Consider the following 19,203-nt stretch of genomic DNA (forward strand, 5'->3'; position numbering starts at 1 on the left):
ACCACAATAAGAGACGGCGTCAGGACCACCCGGCACCGGACCGCCCACTCAGGACGAACGGGGCCGAAGGAGGGACGCCTCCCGCGCACCGGGCCTGACCAGGATCTTGATGTGCTCGGCCGGGTCGGCGAGCGCCGCGAACGCGTCGGGTACCCCGTCGAGGCCGACCTCATCCGTGATCAGGCCCGCCGCGTCGACCGTCCCCGCGGCGATCCGCCGCAGCGTCTTCGGGAACTCCTCCGGCGGGTAGGCCAGGCACATCGCGATGACTGCGTCGCCCGGACCAGAATGCTCGACGCCCTGCTGTACGCCGTCCCGCCCCGCACCCGGAGCGGGTAGGGCCCCAGGGGCGCGGCCCGGCCTGCCGGCCCCCGCACCCTCACCCCGGGTGCCGGGTCGTCAGCGCCTGCCCCACCAGGCCCGGTTCTGGGCCGTGCGGATGTCGGTCACACCGGCGAGACCGCCTGTCGACGGCCCGCTGTGGGGCTGCACCCGCTTCAGCTGAGCCCGCCAGGGACCGTCCGCCATCTCCAGGTGCACGATGAGCGGGCCCTCGGGGAGCGGTACGGCCTCCCGCCGCTTGCCGATCTCGTTGACGACATTGTCGTCCTCGGGAAGGGTCGTCGGGTCGTCGTGCCCCGCCAGTTCGTAGAGGTTGACGATGAGGTTGTCGTCGCCGCGGTAATGCAGGACCAGGTCGGCCGTTCCTCCTGTGTGCAGGAGGACGTCGGGGCCGCCGCCCACCAGCTCTTCCTCCGTCAGGCGCGCCGCGGCGGCCAGCGGCAGGACCCGGAGCTGCCAGGGGCCTTCCGCCTTCAGCTGCAGACGCAGACGTCCGTTGCCGGGGACGTGGGTGAGCACCCGGCCCTGGAAGTTCTCCTCGGTGCTGTTGACGAGGGTGTCGCCCTCCTTGTTGAACCGCGTGAGGGGCCAGAGGCCCGTGTATCCGTCGCCCCGGATGGCGAGTTCGACCACGACCGGTCCCGGGGGCAGCCCGTCCACGGTGATCACGTCGTTGTCCCGGCCGGTCTGCGTGTACGGCTCGAAGACCGCGCCGAACGACCGGTCCGGCACGGCCGCCTCCGGCACGGGCGGTGCGGCCACGGGCGCGGACAGCGGGGCCGGAGCCGGAGCGGGGACCTGGAACGGAGCCGGGGCAGGGGCCGGGGGCGGCGCTTGGAAAGCCGGGGGCGGGAACGCAGCCGGAGGAGCCGGAGGCGGGGCCTGGAAAGCCGGGGGCGGCGCCTGGAAAGCCGGAGGCGGGGGCCGGAACGCGGCCGGAGCCGGAGGCGGGGGCTGGAACGCGGCCGGAGCAGGAGCCGGGGCCCGGAACGGAGCCTGGGCCGGTGGTGGCGCCGGGACCTGGAACGGAGCCGGGGCCGGCGCCGGAGCCTGGAACGGGACCGGGCCCGCGCCCGGCATCGGTGCCGCGTGCGCCTCCTCGGCCACGTCCACGCCGTGGTCCGCCGCCAGGCCGGCGAGGCCGTTCAGATAACCCTGACCCACCGCGCGGAACTTCCAGCCCCCCGCGCGCCGGTACAGCTCGGCGAGCACCATGGCCGTCTCACCGCCGGCGTCGGTCACGTCGTACCACACGACCGACGTGCCGTCCGGCGCGAACGCCTCCACGGACAGCCCGTGGACGTCCCGCATCGCGCCGCTCTCCGTCGACCCGACGACGAGGACACGCTCGATGCCCTCCTCGATCGCGGTGAGTGTGGCCTCCAGCCACACGGTGCCGCTCTCTTCCCCCAGCAGCCGCACGGCGCCCGACGGATGGACCGGCGCACCGTGGAACACGGTGTCCGCGTCCCCCCGGACCCGGCCCTTCTCCGTCAGCAGCAGCGCCGTCACGTCCACCCCGGTCCGCACCGCGATCCGCAACGGCACGGTCGGGACGAAGGCATTGCCCCCCTTGATCATTTCCCCTCCCCTGAATCGATCATCCACGTGAATCCGTGGATCGATCACCAAGGATCTTGCGGCCTTCGGGGCTCGCGGGACAAGACACGCGTGACGCATCGCCGGCCGGTGCCGCGTCCTACGGCCCCTGGGGGGTGGGGGACGTCACGACGCGCGCCCAGCGCTCCGTCAGGCGGCCCCAGTCGGCGCGCAAGGTCGGTTCGGCCGCTTCCACCGTGCGGAGCACCTCGTCGGGGTCGAGGCCCAGTTCGCGTACGGGGGTGTCGTCGGCGCGGCCCCACTGGGCGATGTCCGGCGCCAGTACCTCCGGGTGGAACTGCACGCCCCACACCCTGCCGCCCAGCCGGTACGCCTGGTGGGTGCAGCGGTCGCTGGTGACGAGGGGGACCGCGCCCTCGGGGAGCGTCTCGGTCTCCTCCCAGTGCCACTGGACGGCGTGGAGCCGGTCGGAGAGGTTCGCGAAGAGCGGGTCCGCAGAGGCCTCTTGAAGGAGCGTCAGTTCGACGAGGCCGACCTCCGGGTGGGCGGCGTGGCCGACCTTGCCGCCGCACGCGGCGGTGAGGAGTTCCATACCGAGGCAGATGCCCAGGGTGGGCAGGTCGCGGGCGACGGCCTGCCGCAGGAGTTCGCGTACCCGCGGGAGCCAGGGGGCGCGTTCGTCCTCGTACGGGCCCATGGACCCGCCGAGCACCAGCAGCGCGTCATGCTCGTCGAGGCCGGTGGGCAGCGGGTCGCCGCGCCAGGGGCGGCGCAGGTCGAGCCGGAGCCCGGCCTCCGTCAGCCGCTCCCCCACCATCGCCGGGCCCGTGCCGTCCTCGTGCTCGACGACGAGCACCACCGGGGCGCTCACAGGCGTCCCGCCTCGACGATGCGCCGCAGGAAGGCCCGCGTCCGCTCCTCCTGAGGGTCGCCGAATATCTGCTCGGGCGGCCCTTCCTCCAGGAGCACGCCCTGGTGCAGGAAGCACACCTTGCTCGACACCTCCCGTGCGAAACCCATCTCGTGCGTGGCCAGCAGCATGGTCATGCCACCATCGGCCAGTTCCCGGACGATGGCGAGGACTTCGGCGACCAGTTCCGGGTCGAGCGCCGAGGTGATCTCGTCCAGGAGCAGGGCGCGCGGCCCGGTGGCGAGGGCTCGCACGATGGCGACGCGCTGCTGCTGTCCGCCGGAGAGCCGGTCCGGCAGCGCGTCCGCCTTGTCGGCGAGGCCGACGCGGGCGAGCAGGGCGCGGGCCCGGTCCTCGGCCTCCTCGCGCGGGACGCCGCCGACCCGCATCGGGGCGAGCGCGACGTTGCGCAGGACGCTCATGTGCGGGAAGAGGTTGAAGTGCTGGAAGACCATGCCGACGTCGCGGCGGAGCCGGTCCACGTCGGTGCCGCGGCCGGACGAGACCTCGCCGCCGACCCTGATCTCGCCGCCGTCGATGTCCTCCAGGGCGTTGATGCAGCGCAGCAGCGTGGACTTGCCGCTGCCTGAGGCGCCGATGAGGGTGACGACCTGATGCTGCTCGACGTCCAGCTCGATCCCGCGGAGGACCGGGTGGGTGCCGTAGCTCTTGTGCACGGTGTCGATTTCGATGAAGGGCATGTCAGGCCTCCTTTCCGCGCTTGTTCTCGCGGGCCACGAGCCGGTCGACCAGCCGGGCCTGCGGGATGGTGATGACGACGAAGAGCAGTGCGACCACGGTCACCGAGGAGAGGTTGAAGTGGTTCGAGGCGTAGATCTTCGACTGGTTGAAGGCGTCGATGGTGCCGATGACGTTCACCAGCGCGGTGTCCTTCTGCAGGCTGATGAAGTCGTTGAGCAGCGGCGGGACGACGCGCCGGGTGGCCTGCGGCAGCACCACGTGGCGGAGCGTGGCGCCCTGGGAGAGGCCCAGCGAGCGGGCGGCCGCGGTCTGGCCGGGGGCGATGGACTCGATGCCGGCGCGGAAGACCTCGGCGACGTACGCCCCGTAGGTGAGGGTGAGGGCGAGGATCGCGAACCAGACCGGGCTGAGGGAGCTGAGGAGCGGGACCTCGGCGAGCGGCAGGCCGAAGCCGATGAGGTAGATGATGATGATCGCCGGTACGGCCCGGAAGCCGTCGATGTAGCCGGTGGCGAGCAGCCGCAGGGGGCGCCCGGCGCGGCCCGGGGCCATCCGGGCAAGGGCGAGGGCGAGTCCCCAGACGAGGATCAGCAGTTGGGCGACGACGGCGATGAAGAGGTTGGTGCCGAAGGCGGCGGCGATCTCGGTGATGCTGAGGCCGATGACGTCGCCGTCGAAGAAGGTGCGCTGGACGGCGCGGTCGTTGGCCAGGACGAACCACACCCCGCCGAGGAGGCAGAGCGCGACCAGGCACCAGCCGAGGACGGTCCGGGCGTCCTCGCGGGCCTCGGCGGTCAGGCGCCGGGCGTCGGCCCTGCGCTCCTCCGCCCAGGCGGTGGCGGCGTCCCGGCCCGCGCGCAGGGCGCGCACGGCGGGCCGCAGCAGCGGCAGTACGGCGACGGTCACCGCGAGCGCGCCGGCGCCGGCCGTCATTGCGCCGCCGGGCAGGGCGTCGCGTACGGACCAGGCGGTGGCCGCGGCGAGGGCGGCGACGGCGAGGATGCCGGCCGTCGCGCCGAACGCGAGCGGCAGGGCCGGCCGGGGCGGGGTCACGGCGCGCGGCGCCGCGGTCCCCTCGGTCTTCGACAGGTCGGAGGTCAGGTCGGAGGTCAGGCTCACTTCGCGCTCCAGACGGGGATCGCGGCCGGGTCGCCACCGAAGGCCTCGGCCAGGTAGGTGGTGGCGAGCGTGTTCAGGGTGCCGTCCTTGCGCATCTGCTCGATGGCACCGTTGATCGCCGCGGCGTTCTTGCTGCCCTTGGGGTAGAGGGCGCCGTACGACTCGCCGGTGGCGTACTGGCCGATGACGGCGAGCTTGCCCTTCGACTCCCTGGCCTTGCCGAGCACGATGGCGACGTCGGTGAGGGCCGCGTCGATCTGGCCGGCCTGCAGGGCGGCCTGGAGCTCGACGTCGCCTGCGAAGACCTTCGGCTCGTCCTTGGGCTTCAGCGTGTTCCGCACGAAGTCGGCGCCGGTGGTGCCCTGCTTGACGCCGAGCCGCTTGGTGCCGATGTCCGCCTGGGTGACGGGGGCGTCGGCCTTCACCAGGACGCCGATGTTGGAGTCGAAGTAGGGGGCGGAGAAGTCCACGACCTTGCGCCGCTCGTCGGTGATGGAGATCTCGGCGAGGGCCAGGTCGAAGCCGTCGGTCTTGCCGGCGACCAGCGCGTCGAAGGAGACGTTGCGGACGGTGAGCCGGTCCAGGCCGGCGCGGTGGGCGATGTTCGCGGCCATGCAGAACTCGTAGCCGCTGTCGATCTGCGCGACCGTGTCGCCGTCCCACCAGCCGGGGCTGGGCAGGTCGCCGACGACGGTCAGGGTGCCGTCCTCGACGGTGTCGAGCGCGATGGACCCCTTCTCGCCGGTCACCTCGCAGTCGCCATAGGTCCCGGAGCCCTTGGAGTCGGTGGTGTGGGCGGTGGATCCGCCGCCCACCGCACCGCCGCCGCAGGCGGTGAGCGCGGTGAGCAGCAGGGCGGTGAGTACGGGCACTGCGGGCATGCGGAAGCTGCGCATGGAGCGCTCCTCGGGGTTCGTCGTCTCGGGGTGTGCGATACGGTGCCCAAAACGTTTTGGGCGCGTCAAGACCCGCAGCTCAAAGAAACCAAAACGTTTTGGGCGACAGGCCTTGGAGCGGGGCTCCGCGTCTGCCAGCCTTGACCCGTACGGCACCCACACGGAGGGACCAGCACCAGATGACCAGCGGGGGAACGAAACGGGACCGCCCGTCCGGACGCCGGACGGGCATCCGCGATGTGGCCCAGGCCACCGGCCTGTCCATCACCACCGTCTCGCACGCGCTCAGCGGCAAGGGCCAGATCGCCGCGGCCACCCGCGACCGGGTGCTGCGGGCCGCCGAGGAGCTCGGCTACCGCCCGGACCCGGTCGCCCGCGGGCTGGTCTCGGGGCGTACCGGCATCCTGGGCCTGGCCGTCGGCCATATGACCGGCAAGCCCTGGGAGGGCACCTACCGGCCCTACTACGCCGCCTTCTCCGCCGGGGCCTCCATGGCGGCGGTCGAGCGCGACTACGCGCTCGTGGTCGTCCCCGGCGACCCGGTGTCGGGCCTGTGGGCCCGGGTCCCGATGGACGGTCTGATCGTCGTCGACCCGGTGCGGGACGATCCGCTGCTGGCGGACTGCGCCCGCCGCGGGCTTCCGGTGGTCACCGACGGGCGCCCCATCGACCCCGGGTACGAGCACGTGCCGACCGTCGAGAGCGATCTGGAGCGGGGCATGGCCGACGTCCTCGACCACCTGCGCGACGCGGGGGCGCGCCGCGTCGGGCTGCTGTCCGGCTCCGAGCCGGACGCGTACACCGAGGACAGCGAGCGCCTCTACCGCGAGTGGTGCGCGGGGGCGGGTCAGGAGCCGCTGATCGACGCTCCGGCCGCATCGGAGGAGCCGATCGAGGCGGCCCTGCGCCTGCTGTCGCACCCCGACCGCCCCGACGCCGTCCACGGCCTCAACGAGACGTACGGGCAGGCCCTGTTGGCCGCGGCCCGCCGGCTGGAGCTGACCATCCCGGACGACCTCCTGGTCAGCGTGATGCGCGAGACCGACCAGTCGGGCACGGCCGAGGACTGGTCCCTCCCCCTGACCACCCTCAGCCTGGACGCCCGCCGCCTGGGGACGGAGGCGGTGAGCCTCCTGATCGACGTCCTCGACGGCCGCCCGCGGCGCGAGGTCACGGTGCCGTGCGCGGTGGTGCCGCGGGCCTCGACGCGACGCGACGCCGGGGGCTCGTCCGCGGGTTCGCGGGCGTAGCGGAGGACCCGGCGAAGGCGCGGCCGGGGGTCTGACGCCGTGACAGCCCGAAAGGGCAAGGGCGGGCGTGTGGGCGGCTGCCCTCGCAGGCGTGCGAGGGGCGCGCGGCATGGCCCAGCATGGGGTGCGGAAGGGGTGAGGGGTCCGTGGTCAACTGCGCCGAGTGCGGGAACCGGGCTGAGCCCGGCGAGCAGTTCTGCGGGTCCTGCGGAGCGTTCCTCGAGTGGGCGCGGCCGAATACCCCGGCAGCCGCAGCCCCGGCGGGGCCGGAGGCGGCCGCCCGACGGCCGGAGACCGCTGCCGGAGGGCCGGAGGCCACCGCCCGAGGTGCGGAACCCGCAGCTCCGGACGCCGCCGGCCGAAGTGCGGAATCCGCGCCCCCGGAGAGCCGCCCGGCCGTCCCGCCGATGCCCACCACCCCGCCCCTGCGCGCCGTACAGCCTCAGGTCGAGGAGCCCGGGCGTCCGGCACCGCCGCCGTCCCGGGACCGGGGCGCCGCCGAGCCACCGCTCCAGGCAGGGGACCTCATCTGCGGCCAGTGCGGCAGCGGGAACGTGGCGACCCGGCGCTACTGCCGACGCTGCGGGGCCTCCCTCGCGGACGCCCCCGTCGTACCCAAGCCCCCTTGGTGGCGACGCCTGTTCACGCGCCGCGCCAAGCGGTCGCCCGTCGCCGGGGAGCGGCCGGCTCGCCGGCAGTGGCGGCGGCCCCGGTTCGTCCTGCCCCTCCTGGTCCTCGTCGCCCTCGGCGCGGCCGGGTACGTCTTCCGCGCCGAGGCGGGCCGCGCGGTGGAGGCCGTACGGGACCGGACGTCGAAGACCGAGCAGGTGCACGCGACGAAGGTGACGGCGTCGAGTGCCCGGCGGCAGCACCCGGCCGCCCTCGCGGTGGACGGGACCACAGACAAGCACTGGACGCCCGCGCGGCCCGGGGCCGCCGAAGGGGAGTACCTGGAGGCCTCCTTCGCCGCACCGATCCGCCTGCTCGACCTCGTCGTCCACCCCGGCGGCTCCCCGGTGGCCGAGAAGTTCCTCACCCAGGCACGGCCCGCCGGCCTGGAGGTGACCGTGACCTCGAGCGACGGCCGCACGACCGTCCGGACCGTCCGGCTGGCCGACGTACCCGGCCCGCAGCGCTTCCACCTGCCCGTCAGCGAGGCCGTCCGTGTCCGGCTGACGGTCAGGGGCGCGTACGGGGCACAGCCCGACCGGTATCTCGCCGTCGCCGAGGTGGAGTTCTTCAAGCGGCGCTGAGGGCACGAGCTACTGAACGCCCAGGGCGTCCAGCATCTGTGCGTGCCGACGCTCCGCGTGCCGGGCCGCCACCGGGTCACCGGCCTGCCGGTGGGCGGCGATCAGCAGCCGCCACACCGCGTCCTGGAAGGGGTCCAGGGACAGGGCGTGCGTGGCGGCGGCCACCGCCGCCTCGGCGCGGTCCCGGCCGAGTTCCACCTCGGCCAGCGTGTGCGCCGCCTGCACGGCCTGATTGCGGTACCGCTCACGGATCGGCACCACCCACTCCGCCGGGCCGTCCTCCGGCAGCAACTCCCCGGTGTAGAGCCGCAGCGCCCGCCCCAGCGCCCCCGCCGCCCGCTCCGCGTCCCCGTGCGCGGCGGCCCGTACGCCCTCCCCGGCCGCCGCCTCGAAGGCCCGCACATCACAGCTGCCCCCGGGCTCCAGTACGAGCATGTACGCCTCGCCCGACCGCACCAGCATCTGGGACCGCCCCCGGTCGTTGCCCGGCTCCAGGACGGTCCGCAGGGCCGAGACCGCGACCTGCAGCCCGCGGCCGGCCGTGCGGGCGGGGCTCTCCGGCCACAGCGCGGCCATCAGCGCCTCCCGGTGGACGGGCCGGCCCGCGTGGACGGACAGCAGCCGGGCCAGTGCCCGGACCCGCGGCCGGGCGCGGCTCCAGTCCAGCGGCCGGCCGGCCAGCGTCGCCTCGTACCGGCTGAAGCAGCGCAGCGACAGCGGCGCGGCCTGGTCGGCGAAGGCGTGGTTCGTGACGACGGCGGGCCGGGCGGCCGGCCCGCAGCGCCGGGCCAGATGCGCCCGGAGCAACGGCACGTCGGCGTCCAGGCCGTACTCCTCCGCCAACTCCGGCAGTTCGGGTCCGGCGGCCCCCGGGGCGCGTTCCATCAGGTGCGCCAGCCGGGGCGGCAGCACCCCCAGCACCTCCCTGTCCAGGTAGGTGCGCAGGGCGGCCGAGTCCAGCGGGTCGCGGCCCGCCAGCACCGCGGGCGCGCTGAGCTTGAACAGCGCGGGCCAGCCGTGGGTGAGTTCGGCCAGCCTCCCGGCGACCTCGGGGGCGTCGGCGAACGACGCCGCCATCTCACTCGTGTGCAGGCGCAGTTGACGTGCACTCAGCACCGGTGTCTCGGCCAGTTCCAGTCGGGTGAGGTTCAGTGCGGGCATCCGGCGGCCCGACAGGATCAGCCGCAGGTTCGGCGGTGCCAGCAGGGCCAGTTCCTCCAGTACGACCTCGGCCGGGGTGCCGTGCACGTGCTGGGCGCCGTCCACGAGCAGCAGGACGGGATCCGCGCACCGTTCGACGGCCAGCAGGACGGACTCCACGGAGACCGGGTCGGCCACCTCCAGTTGCCGCCCGAGCCTGGCGAGCAGCGCATGCACCCCGAGCGTGTCCCGCGACGGCCGCCAGTGCAGCACCCTCCCGGGGAAGGCGTCCGCGGCGTACGCGAGCAGGGTGGTCTTGCCGTATCCGGCAGGCGCGACGACCAGGGTCAGGGGCGCCGTCCCCCGAGCGAGCACCGGCACCAGCCGCTCGCGCACCGTTCCGCGCATGAGGCCTCTTCCCCCGACGGAAGCCAACGTTCGTTCTCACTCTCCGCATTTGAGCAGTAACTCAATACTCCATCCGGACCTCGCGGTGCAAGAGCTGTGCGCCTTCGGTGCAGACAGGCGCACGTTTGTGCCGATGCCGTGGACGGCCCCTAGGGCGAACCGGGGATCACCTCGACGGTGAACGGCATGTGCACCGGGCGGTTGCGGGCCACGAAGGCCGACACGGCCGCCACGTCCACCGTCGCCGCGTCCGGACCCCGCAGCCGCACGGTCAGGCGCGGTTCCGCCGTCCCCGGGAGCGGGGTCCGCGCGGTCGCCGACCAGACCGTGCCGCCGCTCTCCTCGATCTCGGGGGTGATCCCGAACGTCCGGTGGATCTGCTCCGCCAAGCCCTGCGCGGTCCCCCGGGAGGCGTGCCCGCGCACCGCGCCGCGCACCTCGCCCTCCGCGCCCACCCAGGCCGCGAGCAGCGCCAGGAGGTCCTCGGGGGCCAGGCGCGGATCGAAGTACGCGGGCAGGCTGTCGAGCACCGCCTGCACGGGCGCCAGCACTTCGTCGAGCCCCTCCGTGAGCCGCTGGACGAAGTCGTCGTCGGCGTACACGCCCGGCAGTTGGAGCCCCAGCGGATGCCGGGTCCGGAGCCCGGGCACGATCCGGCGCTCACTCACGGCCCCGCCCCTCGTCGCTCATCCCACGTCCACCCGCACCTGGTGGTCGTAGCTGAACACCAGCGACCCCGCGTCCAGCGCGATCCGGTCCGCGGGTTCGCCACGCCGCCGGGTCTCGAGGTCCGCGGGGAAGAGGCGCACACTCTCCACCGCCTCCACCCCCGCGACCTGTTGCAGCACCGCGAACACCTCCCCGCTGTGCACGGCACGCCCGAACGGCCAGCCGTCCCCGCCGGGCCCGCCCGTGAGCGGGTTCAGATGCCGGTACAGGGCGGACAGCGCGGTCCGCTGCACCCGGGCGACCGGGATGCCGGGCGCCGCCCGGAGCACCGCGACCACGGTCACGCCCTGGTAGTACGGCGGCTCGACGACCAGCCGGGCGCCCAGCACACGCCGCTCGTCCAGATGCCCGGCGACCCCGGCCAGCAGCTCCGGCGGGCAGGCCATCCGCCCGAACTCCAGGCGCCCTTCGCCGTCGTCCTCGGCGGCGGGCACCAGCAGCACCCGGACCCCACCCGCGCCGGCGTCCACGCACCGCACCCGGGCGACCTCGGGGGCCGCCTGCCGGGCCAGGTACTCGTAGTCCTCGGCCGTCACCGCCCGCTCCCGGGTACGCAGCGCCAGCGCGCCGCGCAGGCGGGCGTTCGCCACGTCCTCGCCGTCGACGCCGCCGCTCGCCGCCCTCCGGTTCTCCACCCGGGCGATGTACGGGATCGAGCTGCGCAGGACGGCGAGGGCGCGGCGTGCCACGTTGCCGCGCCGGCCGCCGCCCGCGAGGTACGCGCGCACCCGCACCGGAACGCCCCTCGCGGGGACCGCTCCGTACTGGCGCAGGGTGCCGTCGGCCTCCCGCACCGCGGGGCCGAAGCTCACCTCGCCGGTGCTGCGGTCCAGCCGTACATGCCGGTCCAGGGGGCCGGACTCCCCGAAGTGCTCGACCTCGGTCCACGGCGCCCATTCCCCGTCGGGCCCCGCCGTCTCCACGACGAACGGAGGGCCGCCCGCCACCACCGGGGCGCGGTCCAGCGCGAACGTCTGGGCGGGCAACCCCTCGGACGTGCCGAGGAGTTCCTCGCCCGCCCGCTCGGCGTTCACGGCAGGGGCGGTCCCCCCGATGGTGAACACCTCGGCGGCCAGCAGCTCCGGGGTGGCCGAGTACGTGCGCTGCCCCGCGACCGGGGCCTGGACGACGCACCGCAGCCAGCCGGCCCGCTGCCTGGCCTCCACGGAGGCGAGGTGCCCGGCGGGCAGCTGGATCAGCACGTCGCCGGGCCGGTTGAAGCCGCCCGTGCCGTCTCGGTCGACCTCGCAGCGGGTCCAGCCCTCGCCCGTCCACGCCTCCCAGGCCAGCGGCGGGTGTTCGGGGTCGATGCCGTGGCCGGCGACCGGGAAGTCGAGCCGCAGCGCGACCACGCAGGACGGCGCGGCCTGCGAGAGGCCGAAGAGCAGCGCGTCGCCCGGGCGGGGCACGCCGGAGAAGCAGGGCACCCCGCGTCCGGCGGCCAGCTCGGGGCCCCGGTCGGCGGCGACGGCGCCGGGCTCCCCGCCCGCGACGGCGAGGACGGCCAGTTCCACGGGCACGACGGCCAGTTCCCCGACCGTGGAGAAGACCACGGCCTCCTCGGTCTCGGTGCGGTGCGTGGCGACCTCGGTCCCCTCCCACACCCGCACCGTCTGGGCCTGCGGCGCCGACAGCCAGAAGGTGACGTCGGTACGGGCGGCCGCGGGCGGGTGGAGGGTGAGCCCGATCAGGTCGAGGAACGCCAGGTGGTTCTTGTCCGGGACCCGGTTCAGCCGGTAGATCAGCTGGTCGGTCATGTGCGCGAAGGCCTCGATGAGCGTGACGCCCGGGTCGGAGACGTTGTGGTCGCTCCACTCGGGACAGCGCTGCTGGACCATCCGCTTGGCCTCGTCGACGAGATCCTGGAAGCGCCGGTCGTCGAGATTGGGCTCGGGCAGTGTCACCGGTCCCCCGCCTCTCCGCCGCCGTCCGCGGCCGCGCCGTCGTGCGCGGGGATCACGTAGAACGGGAAGACCAGGTTCCGGGGGTCGTTGGTCCCCCGGGTGGCGTACCGGATGTCGATGTAGAGGGTGCCCTCGTCCTGCGCGTCGAAGGTGACGCCGACGTCGACCACCTCGATCCGCGGTTCCCAGCGCTCCAGCGACAGCCGTACCTCGTACGCGATGTGCGCGGCGGTGGCCGCGTCGGCCGGCGCGAAGACGTGGTCGTGGATCGCGCAGCCGAACTCCGGGCGCATGGGCCGCTCCCCGGGCGCGGTACCGAGGATCAGCCGCATGCTCTCCTCGATCTCCCGCTCCCCGCCGACCAGGGCCACGGAGCCGGTCGCGTCGGTGCGTACCGGAAAGGCCCAGCCGGAGCCGATGAACTGCTCTCCCACGGCGCTCAGCCCCCGATCAGGACGGTGACCGCGCCCATGACGATCGGCGCCCCGCAGGCGGCCATGTCGCCCATGCGGGCCGCGGGCAGGCCGCCGATGAGGACGGTGGGGCAGCCGGGCGGGGCGATCACGGACGGCGGGTGCACGGCCGGCGGCGGGAAGGAGCAGATGTGCGGGGTCGAGACGACGGCCGCGGGCATCCCCGCGATGAGCACGGTGGGCACTCCGGGCGGCCCGATCACCCCCGGATGCCCGGTGGGGTCACCGACGCGTGCGGCAGGCGGCATCTGTCGTGTCTCCTCTGGTCGTTCAGCTGGTACGTCAGTTGATGCGGACGAGGGCGGCGCTGATCGAGCAGCTGGCGCCGCCCTTGATCTCGGTGGCGGCCTGGCCGTCGACCCCGACCGTGGTGCCCTTGACGTCGACCTGGCCGGTCGTCTGGAGCTTCAGGGCGCCCGCTCCGCCGTCGACCTCGACGCCGGTCTGCGCCTTCACCTGGACGGACTGGCCGGACAGTTCGAGCTTCCCGGTGCCCGCGTCCAGGCTGATGCCGGAGTCGGCCTTGACGGCGACCTTCTCCTTGGCGGTGATCTCGACCTTGCCGTCGCTGTGCACGGTGATGGAGGTGGCCTTCTGGTCCAGGTGCAGCGTGAGCTTTCCGTCACCCGTGGCCAGACGGACTCCCTTGGGCCCGTTCGCCGCGTCGAGCAGCTCCAGCCGGTTGCCGGTACGCGTCACGAGGGACCGCCTGTTGGTGGCCCCGCTGGTGGAGTCGACGAGCGGGGAGTCGTGTGCGTACGGCTTGTCCTGGCCGTTGTAGAGGCCGCCGAGCACGTAGGGACGGTCCACCCGGCCCTGCTCGAAGCCGACCAGCACCTCGTCGCCGACCTCCGGTCCGAAGATGCCGCCGCCGCCCTTGCCGCCCGCCTCGGCGGTCCTGGCCCAGTCGCTGACGTAGTCCCCGTCGAGCCAGGGGAACGCCAGCTTCACCCGGCCCCGTCCCTCGGGGTCGCGGGTGTCGGTCACCGTCGCGTTGACGAGTCCGCCGACCCGGTCCTGCCCGAGTCCGCCGCCCCCGCCTCCGCCCGACGCAAGACCGTACAGCGAGCGGTTGGAACGGCCACCGACGGTGATCCACGTCTGGTACCCGGTGTCGGGGTCGAACACGTGCCGGCTCGCGGAGATCGTGTACTTGCCCTCGAACGGCGCCCCGACGTTCGCGAGGGTGACGGCGGTCCCGGCGCGCAGCTGCGGAATGCCCATGGCGACCGCGTCGAGCTCCGCGAAGGAGGCGGCGAGGTCGGCGGCGAGCGCCTTCGCCGCCTGGTCGGCCTCGGCCTGGGTGCCGTACGGGGTGTCCGTGGCCAGGAAGACCGCCTTGCCGAACGCGTCGGCGGCCCGGCCCGGGGTCAGCCCGAGCTGCACCCGTTCGCTGCTGTCGGCGGGGGCCCGGCCCACGACGGCCGCCTTGGCCTGGACGTCCCAGCCGCGCACCTCGACCTGCTGGACCTGGTCGGCGGCCGTCACGGCGGCATGGCAGCGCAGCAGGTTCCGTCCGAACTCGAGCACGTACGGGCTGGCCTGCGGCCGGGTGGAGGTCGACGGGGCCGTGCCCGCCCGGGCCGGGTTGCGGAACACGAACTTGCCGTCCACGACGGCCACTTCGGCGCCCGCGAGGTCCGCGAGCCGGTGCAGGAACTCCCAGTCGGTGATGCCCGGCTGGGCCAGATGCTCGTACACCGTGGTGGTGGCGTCGACCGTGCCGACGGGCAGCCCGGCCCGCTTGGCCACCTGCACGGCGATGTCGGAGGCGGTCATCTGCCGGTACCCGGCGACCCTGCGCCCCCGGAAGAAGCGGTGCGCGTGGTCGAGCCCGCGGACCACGGTGAAGGTGCCGGTGGTGTCGAGGTCGATCTCGACGGCGGTGACCTCGCCGGACACCAGCAGTTCGCGCTGCGGGTCGTCCCCGGCGCGCGCGAACAGCTTCATCGGCGTGCCGATGGTGATGCCCGTCTTCTGCAGGACGGCGTGGTGGGGATCGCGGAAGCGGACGACGAAGAGATCGGGCAGCTGGGTGCTGTCGTCGACGTAGGCGGAGACGATCAGTTCGGCGACGGGCGCGGGCAGCGGCTGCCCGTTCACCTCGACGGCGAGGGTGTTGGCGAAGCTCTCACCGGCCATGCGCGTCAGGCTCCCAGTTCCTCGGCGGCGGGCAGCAGCAGTTCCGTCCCGGGGGCCAGCCGCATCGGGTCGTCGATGTCGTTGGCCCGCGCGATGTCCCGCCAGGCGGCGGGGTCCCCGTACTCCCGCCAGGCCAGCAGCGCGAGCGTGTCCCCGGTGACCACCCGGTGCACCCGGCGGGCGGCGAGCGCACCCGAGGTGGGGTTCTGGCCGGGCACGGGCCCGCTGATCTCCTCCAGGGTGACCTGGCAGGTGGCCCGGATGGGCAGGCCGCCGGGGGTGAACAGCGTGTACTTCGCCTGGACCTGGCTGACGTACCCGACGAAGCCGGTGAGCCCGCCCCAGTGGAAGATCACCCAGGGCGGCACACCCTGCTGCTTCTGATGGGTCTGGTCGGTGGGCACGCAGCAGGACAGCAGCTCCTCGACGGACTTCACGACCCGGTCGTCCTGCACGTCGGTCGCGTCGAAGAACATCTCCAGCGTGAGCTTGGAGGGACCGGCTCCCTTGAACTCGGCGGGGCCGGCCTTCTTGGCCCCCTTGGCGGTCTTCCGCTCCCACTTGGCCGTCTTGGCGAGCGTCAGCTCCTTCGGGTTGAACTGGAAGTCGATCTTCCCCATGCGCGGTCCCGGCGTCGTCGTACCGCCGTCGGCCGGTGGCTGGCGCAGCTCCAGATAGGCGCGTTCGAGTTTGGGGCGGGAGCCGCCGCCGCTGCCGTTCGGGTCCTTCGCAGGACCCGGCGGCGGGGCGGAGGCGATGAAGGCGACGGGCTGACCGGTCATGGGGATCGCCTCCTAGCGCCCGGCGTCGATGAAGCCGTGGTGGGCGATCTCCAGGGTCTCGGTGGCGACCTTGACGGTCTCGGGGTTCAGCTGCGGCCCCGTCCAGCGCACCGGCACGACGTCCATGAGGCTCCAGCGGGCGACGACCGTGCCGTCGACCGTCATCGCGCTGATGTGCGCGGTCTTGCGGGGGACGCCGGCGATCATTCCGGAGAGCCAGCCGGTGACCTTCTCCGTGTCCTTGGTGACGGGGCGGCTGAGCTTGATGTTGGAGTACTTGATGCGGGTGGGCAGCTGCCAGACGTAGCCGTTGTTGCCTCCCTCCTCCCGCTGCTCCATGACGACTTCGCAGCCGAGGCCCTCGCAGCTGTTGAACGCGCCGAGGTTGATGTTGTCGATCTCGACCATGAAACACACGCTGACGGCGGGGTCCTGCTCCTGTGCCATGGGGCTTCCTTCTGCTCGGTGCTCGGTCTGCTCAGTGGCGGGGGTCGAGGCGTACGCCCGCGCGTTCACGGTCGAGGCGGAGTTCGGCGCGGAGGAGGCGGCTGAGGGGGCCGATGAGACGCCGGACGAGTTCGTCGGTGGACTCCTTGGGGGCGGCGGGGGGCGGGGCGGTACCTGGTGGCGCCGCTGCGGGCGGCGCTTGGGCCGGGGGCGCGGGGGCCGGGACGGGCGCGGGGGCGGGCTCGGCGGCCGGGGCGGGCTCGGGGGCGGGCTCGCGCTGAATGGTTGGCCAGGTCCGGACGGCGGGTTGCGGCGGGGGCTCGGTGGCCGGGTGCTCGATGGCGGGGTGCTCGGGGGCCCGCTGGAGCGCCGGGGCGAGCGGCCGAGACTGCGGTGGCTGCGGGGCCGATGACGACGGAACCGCGTCAAGAAGACGCTGGACCGCCTCAGGGCGCCGGAGCTCGCCGGGCGGCGGGCCGGGTCGCAAGGGGGCGTCGTACGGCTGCAGTACGGCGGCAAAGCCCGGCGGCACGGAGGGTGCCGGAGGGTCGGTGGTCACGGTGCGCTGCAGCGGGGTGGGCGCGGGAGACGGCGGCGTGGCTGACGGCGGCGCGGGTGCGGTGGCCGGTGACGGGGTGGGCGGGGGCACCCAGGACACCGGCACGACCACGGGCTCGGTGGGGTCCGGGGCGCTCGGGGAGCCGGGCCGCTCGGCGGGTTCGGGGGCCTCGGGGGTCGGCGCGGAACGCAGCTCAAGGCCACGCTCTCCGACGAGGCCGGCGACGGGTTCGGGGCCCGGCTCTGGGACCAGGACGGTCGCGCGCTGAACGGGGAGGGCGCGTACGACGGCCTGTGGGCGGGGATCTTCGGCCGGCGGTGCGGCGGAAGGGTCGGGGACCACCACCGCTGTCGGGGGCGTGACGCGGTCCTCCTGGGGTGGTGCGGGCGGGGGTACGGGTACGGGTACGGGCATCTCGGAGAGCGGCTCCCCGATGCGCCCGGCCCGCGAAGGGGTTGGGGCGGTGACGGGACTTCCCGGCGTCTCGCGCTGCACCGGCACCGCCGGGATGGGAGCGCCGAGGCCCGGCCTGCGCGTGGCGCGCTGCACCGGCTGGGGTGCGGGCTGGGGTACGGGTGCGGATACGGGCGGCAGCGGTGCCGGGAGGTGCGCCGGGGGCTCTATGGCCGACCGCCCCTCGGTCTCCGTACCGGACTGCGCCCCGGACTTCGCCCCGGGATCCATCGGGACGTCGTCCCCGCTGACCGGTTCCAGGGGCCGCTCTCCCAGCAAGGACCGGACTCCGTCCGCCTCGGGCTCGGGAGACGGTTCCAGCGCGCGCTGTGCGGTCACCGGAGTTTCCGGCTCGGGTGACGGCGCAGAGGCAGGGGCAGGCGCGGTCTCCGGGCTCGGCTCCGCCACCCGCTGCACCGGCATGAGGGGCTGGGCATGCGGCTGCGGCGCCTCCGGCGCAGGCAGCGCGAAGGGCGAGAACTCGCCTGCCTCGACCGCCGGTTGGACCGGCGTGATCGGCCGCTCCCCCACCAGCCGTACGTCCCCCTGCGGCTGCGGCTCAGGAGCCGGCTCACCGGCCCTCTGTACGGGAGCGGCCTCAGGCGCCGAGCCGGCCTCCTGTGGGAGCGACACCCCCACGATCGGCTGCTCCGTCACGAGGGGCCGCACCTGGGGCTCGGGAGCGGACTCGGGCGCCTGCCCGACCTCTCGCCGCAGAACCACCGGCGTCTCGCGCGCCGTGACCGGCTCCGGCTCCCTCTGGACGTGGACGACATCAGGTGACGGTGATGCGACCGGCGGCACCGGCTCCGGGGCAGGAGCGGGAAGCGGATCAGGATTCGGAACAGGAACCGGAGCAGGTGGCAGGGGGGCGGCCGGCAGCCTGCGCACCGGCATCTCCACCGACCGGGCCACGGTCAGCACCGGCAGGGGCGGCTGCGGCCGAACCGATGGCACCTCGGAAGCATCGGGCTCCGGAGCCACGGGCACGGGCACGGCCTCGATCGGCGCCGAAGCCTCCGTCCTTTGCACCGGATCGGGATCCGGACCCTTTCCTGGAACCTGCACCGGAACCGGAACCGGCTCGCCCCCGGACGCGACCGAAGCCTCCGCCCGCCGTACCGGCACCGCCGGTGCCCCCGGCGCCTGCGGCTGCGCCTCGCGCGCCACCGATCCCGACCCCGGCGCCTCCCACCGCTGGACCACTCCACCGGCGGGAGGTACGTCCGCGACTCCGTGCACCACGCCCGACGGGGCCTCCGCCGTCACCGCGTGCCCCAACGCCCGTGACAGCGAAGGGTTCTGCCAGGCGGCCAACCCCGCCCCGAAGCCTTCGGGATCCGTGACCAGCGCGGGCATTCCGAACGTGCGCCGCTGCACCGGCAGTTCACGCCACCCCGGCTCCACGTCCGGCGCCGGTGCCGACGTCGGCCCCGAGGCCGCGGCGGCCGCCGCCGACGCCGGCGCTCCGTCCGCGCCCGGACCGCCCTGTGTGAACCGGCTCCTGAGCCACCCCCGGACCCCCACCGCTCACCGCCCTCCGGCCAGCCGGTTCAGGCGGGCGATCTGATCGACGTACCGACGCCGCTCCGGGTGTTCCAGGTCGAGGATCGAGTCCATTCCCCAGTGGAAGTGATAGGCGATGTACGCGACTTCGTCGTACAGGTCGTCGGTCGCGTACGTCACGATTCCCCCAGGCGCCCACCTGCCAGGTCGACCGCGAAGCCGGTGGCGCACGAGGGACAGGTCACCTGGGCCCGCGTGTGCCCCTCCGCGTTGATCCGCCGGTAGAAGTCCTGGAGGAAGGCCAGGTCCGAGGCGAACAGATCCTCGATGACGCCCGCGTGGATGTCCGTCACCGAGCCGATCCGCTCCACCACGCGGCCAAGGAGCACGACCGAGAGGTACGCCGGGTTCTCCCGCACCCGGTCGTCCCGCAGCGGCACGAGCTCGTCTCGCGCGGTCGCGAGGCGCATGACGCCCGTCCGATGCACCTGCCCCGCGCCGTCCACGTACCCGCGCGGCAACTCGAAGGTGAACTCGGTCCGCATCCGCTCCACAGCCGGCGGAGCGGACGCGGGGACGGACGCGGGGACGGACGCGGGCGGTTCGACGGCCGGAGCCGCCTCGGGCG

General features: G+C 74.1%; 19 protein-coding genes. 2 read left to right on the top strand and 17 right to left on the bottom strand.

Annotated features, from left to right (window positions below):
* Window positions 1-48: 48 nt before the first annotated feature.
* The 6 genes from R2D22_RS08615 to R2D22_RS08640 form a co-directional block, all read right to left on the bottom strand.
* Window positions 49-261, bottom strand: coding sequence for a hypothetical protein (locus R2D22_RS08615; protein WP_318102373.1), 213 nt, complete (start codon window positions 259-261; stop codon window positions 49-51).
* Between the two features lie 138 nt (window positions 262-399).
* Window positions 400-1,923 (bottom strand): TerD family protein, encoded by a 1,524-nt coding sequence (locus R2D22_RS08620; protein ID WP_318102374.1) that lies wholly within the window; start codon window positions 1,921-1,923, stop codon window positions 400-402.
* Window positions 1,924-2,041: 118 nt separating this feature from the next.
* Complete coding sequence (locus tag R2D22_RS08625) at window positions 2,042-2,773, bottom strand: type 1 glutamine amidotransferase (RefSeq protein ID WP_318102375.1); 732 nt, start codon at window positions 2,771-2,773, stop codon at window positions 2,042-2,044.
* Window positions 2,770-3,513 (bottom strand): amino acid ABC transporter ATP-binding protein, encoded by a 744-nt coding sequence (locus tag R2D22_RS08630; RefSeq protein WP_318102376.1) that lies wholly within the window; start codon window positions 3,511-3,513, stop codon window positions 2,770-2,772. Before R2D22_RS08630 ends, R2D22_RS08625 begins: the two co-directional genes overlap by 4 nt.
* Before the next feature lies 1 nt (window position 3,514).
* On the bottom strand, window positions 3,515-4,633 hold the full coding sequence (locus tag R2D22_RS08635; protein ID WP_318102377.1) for an amino acid ABC transporter permease: 1,119 nt from the start codon (window positions 4,631-4,633) through the stop codon (window positions 3,515-3,517).
* Window positions 4,630-5,529, bottom strand: a complete 900-nt coding sequence (locus R2D22_RS08640; RefSeq protein ID WP_318102379.1) for an ABC transporter substrate-binding protein — start codon at window positions 5,527-5,529, stop codon at window positions 4,630-4,632. Before R2D22_RS08640 ends, R2D22_RS08635 begins: the two co-directional genes overlap by 4 nt.
* A 179-nt stretch (window positions 5,530-5,708) precedes the next feature.
* Here R2D22_RS08640 and R2D22_RS08645 point away from each other — a divergent pair, with 179 nt between their 5' ends.
* Window positions 5,709-6,779, top strand: a complete 1,071-nt coding sequence (locus R2D22_RS08645; protein WP_318102381.1) for a LacI family DNA-binding transcriptional regulator — start codon at window positions 5,709-5,711, stop codon at window positions 6,777-6,779.
* A 407-nt stretch (window positions 6,780-7,186) separates the two neighbouring features.
* Complete coding sequence (locus R2D22_RS08650; RefSeq protein ID WP_318102383.1) at window positions 7,187-8,032, top strand: discoidin domain-containing protein; 846 nt, start codon at window positions 7,187-7,189, stop codon at window positions 8,030-8,032.
* Window positions 8,033-8,041: 9 nt separating this feature from the next.
* Here R2D22_RS08650 and R2D22_RS08655 read toward each other — a convergent pair whose 3' ends face one another.
* The 11 genes from R2D22_RS08655 to R2D22_RS08705 all read right to left on the bottom strand — a co-directional run bounded on the left by R2D22_RS08655 (window position 8,042) and on the right by R2D22_RS08705 (window position 19,120).
* Window positions 8,042-9,580 (bottom strand): BTAD domain-containing putative transcriptional regulator, encoded by a 1,539-nt coding sequence (locus tag R2D22_RS08655; RefSeq protein WP_318102384.1) that lies wholly within the window; start codon window positions 9,578-9,580, stop codon window positions 8,042-8,044.
* Between the two features lie 149 nt (window positions 9,581-9,729).
* A complete protein-coding gene (locus R2D22_RS08660; protein WP_318102386.1) occupies window positions 9,730-10,248 on the bottom strand; it encodes a phage tail protein in 519 nt (172 codons plus the stop codon).
* A gap of 18 nt (window positions 10,249-10,266) precedes the next feature.
* On the bottom strand, window positions 10,267-12,213 hold the full coding sequence (locus R2D22_RS08665; RefSeq protein WP_318102388.1) for a putative baseplate assembly protein: 1,947 nt from the start codon (window positions 12,211-12,213) through the stop codon (window positions 10,267-10,269).
* Window positions 12,210-12,647: a GPW/gp25 family protein gene (locus R2D22_RS08670; RefSeq protein ID WP_318102390.1), complete on the bottom strand. Its 438-nt coding sequence runs from the start codon at window positions 12,645-12,647 to the stop codon at window positions 12,210-12,212. Before R2D22_RS08670 ends, R2D22_RS08665 begins: the two co-directional genes overlap by 4 nt.
* A gap of 5 nt (window positions 12,648-12,652) precedes the next feature.
* Entirely contained in the window at window positions 12,653-12,934 is a 282-nt protein-coding gene (locus R2D22_RS08675; RefSeq protein ID WP_318102392.1) for a PAAR domain-containing protein, read from the bottom strand.
* 34 nt (window positions 12,935-12,968) lie between these two features.
* Window positions 12,969-14,828 carry a VgrG-related protein gene (locus R2D22_RS08680; protein ID WP_318102394.1) on the bottom strand — a complete coding sequence of 620 codons (1,860 nt, stop codon included), beginning with the start codon at window positions 14,826-14,828 and terminating at the stop codon, window positions 12,969-12,971.
* Window positions 14,829-14,833: 5 nt separating this feature from the next.
* Complete coding sequence (locus R2D22_RS08685; RefSeq protein WP_318102395.1) at window positions 14,834-15,610, bottom strand: CIS tube protein; 777 nt, start codon at window positions 15,608-15,610, stop codon at window positions 14,834-14,836.
* Between the two features lie 12 nt (window positions 15,611-15,622).
* Window positions 15,623-16,057, bottom strand: coding sequence for a phage tail protein (locus R2D22_RS08690; protein ID WP_318102397.1), 435 nt, complete (start codon window positions 16,055-16,057; stop codon window positions 15,623-15,625).
* A 31-nt stretch (window positions 16,058-16,088) separates the two neighbouring features.
* The gene (locus R2D22_RS08695; protein ID WP_318102399.1) at window positions 16,089-17,408 is read right to left on the bottom strand and encodes a hypothetical protein; all 1,320 of its coding nucleotides are present in this window, start codon (window positions 17,406-17,408) and stop codon (window positions 16,089-16,091) included.
* Between the two features lie 1,191 nt (window positions 17,409-18,599).
* Window positions 18,600-18,755, bottom strand: coding sequence for a DUF6760 family protein (locus R2D22_RS08700; protein ID WP_318102401.1), 156 nt, complete (start codon window positions 18,753-18,755; stop codon window positions 18,600-18,602).
* Window positions 18,752-19,120 carry a hypothetical protein gene (locus R2D22_RS08705; RefSeq protein ID WP_411977129.1) on the bottom strand — a complete coding sequence of 123 codons (369 nt, stop codon included), beginning with the start codon at window positions 19,118-19,120 and terminating at the stop codon, window positions 18,752-18,754. Before R2D22_RS08705 ends, R2D22_RS08700 begins: the two co-directional genes overlap by 4 nt.
* Between the last annotated feature and the right edge of the window lie 83 nt (window positions 19,121-19,203).

This window comes from Streptomyces sp. HUAS YS2 (genome assembly GCF_033343995.1).
GTDB lineage: Bacteria > Actinomycetota > Actinomycetes > Streptomycetales > Streptomycetaceae > Streptomyces > Streptomyces solicathayae.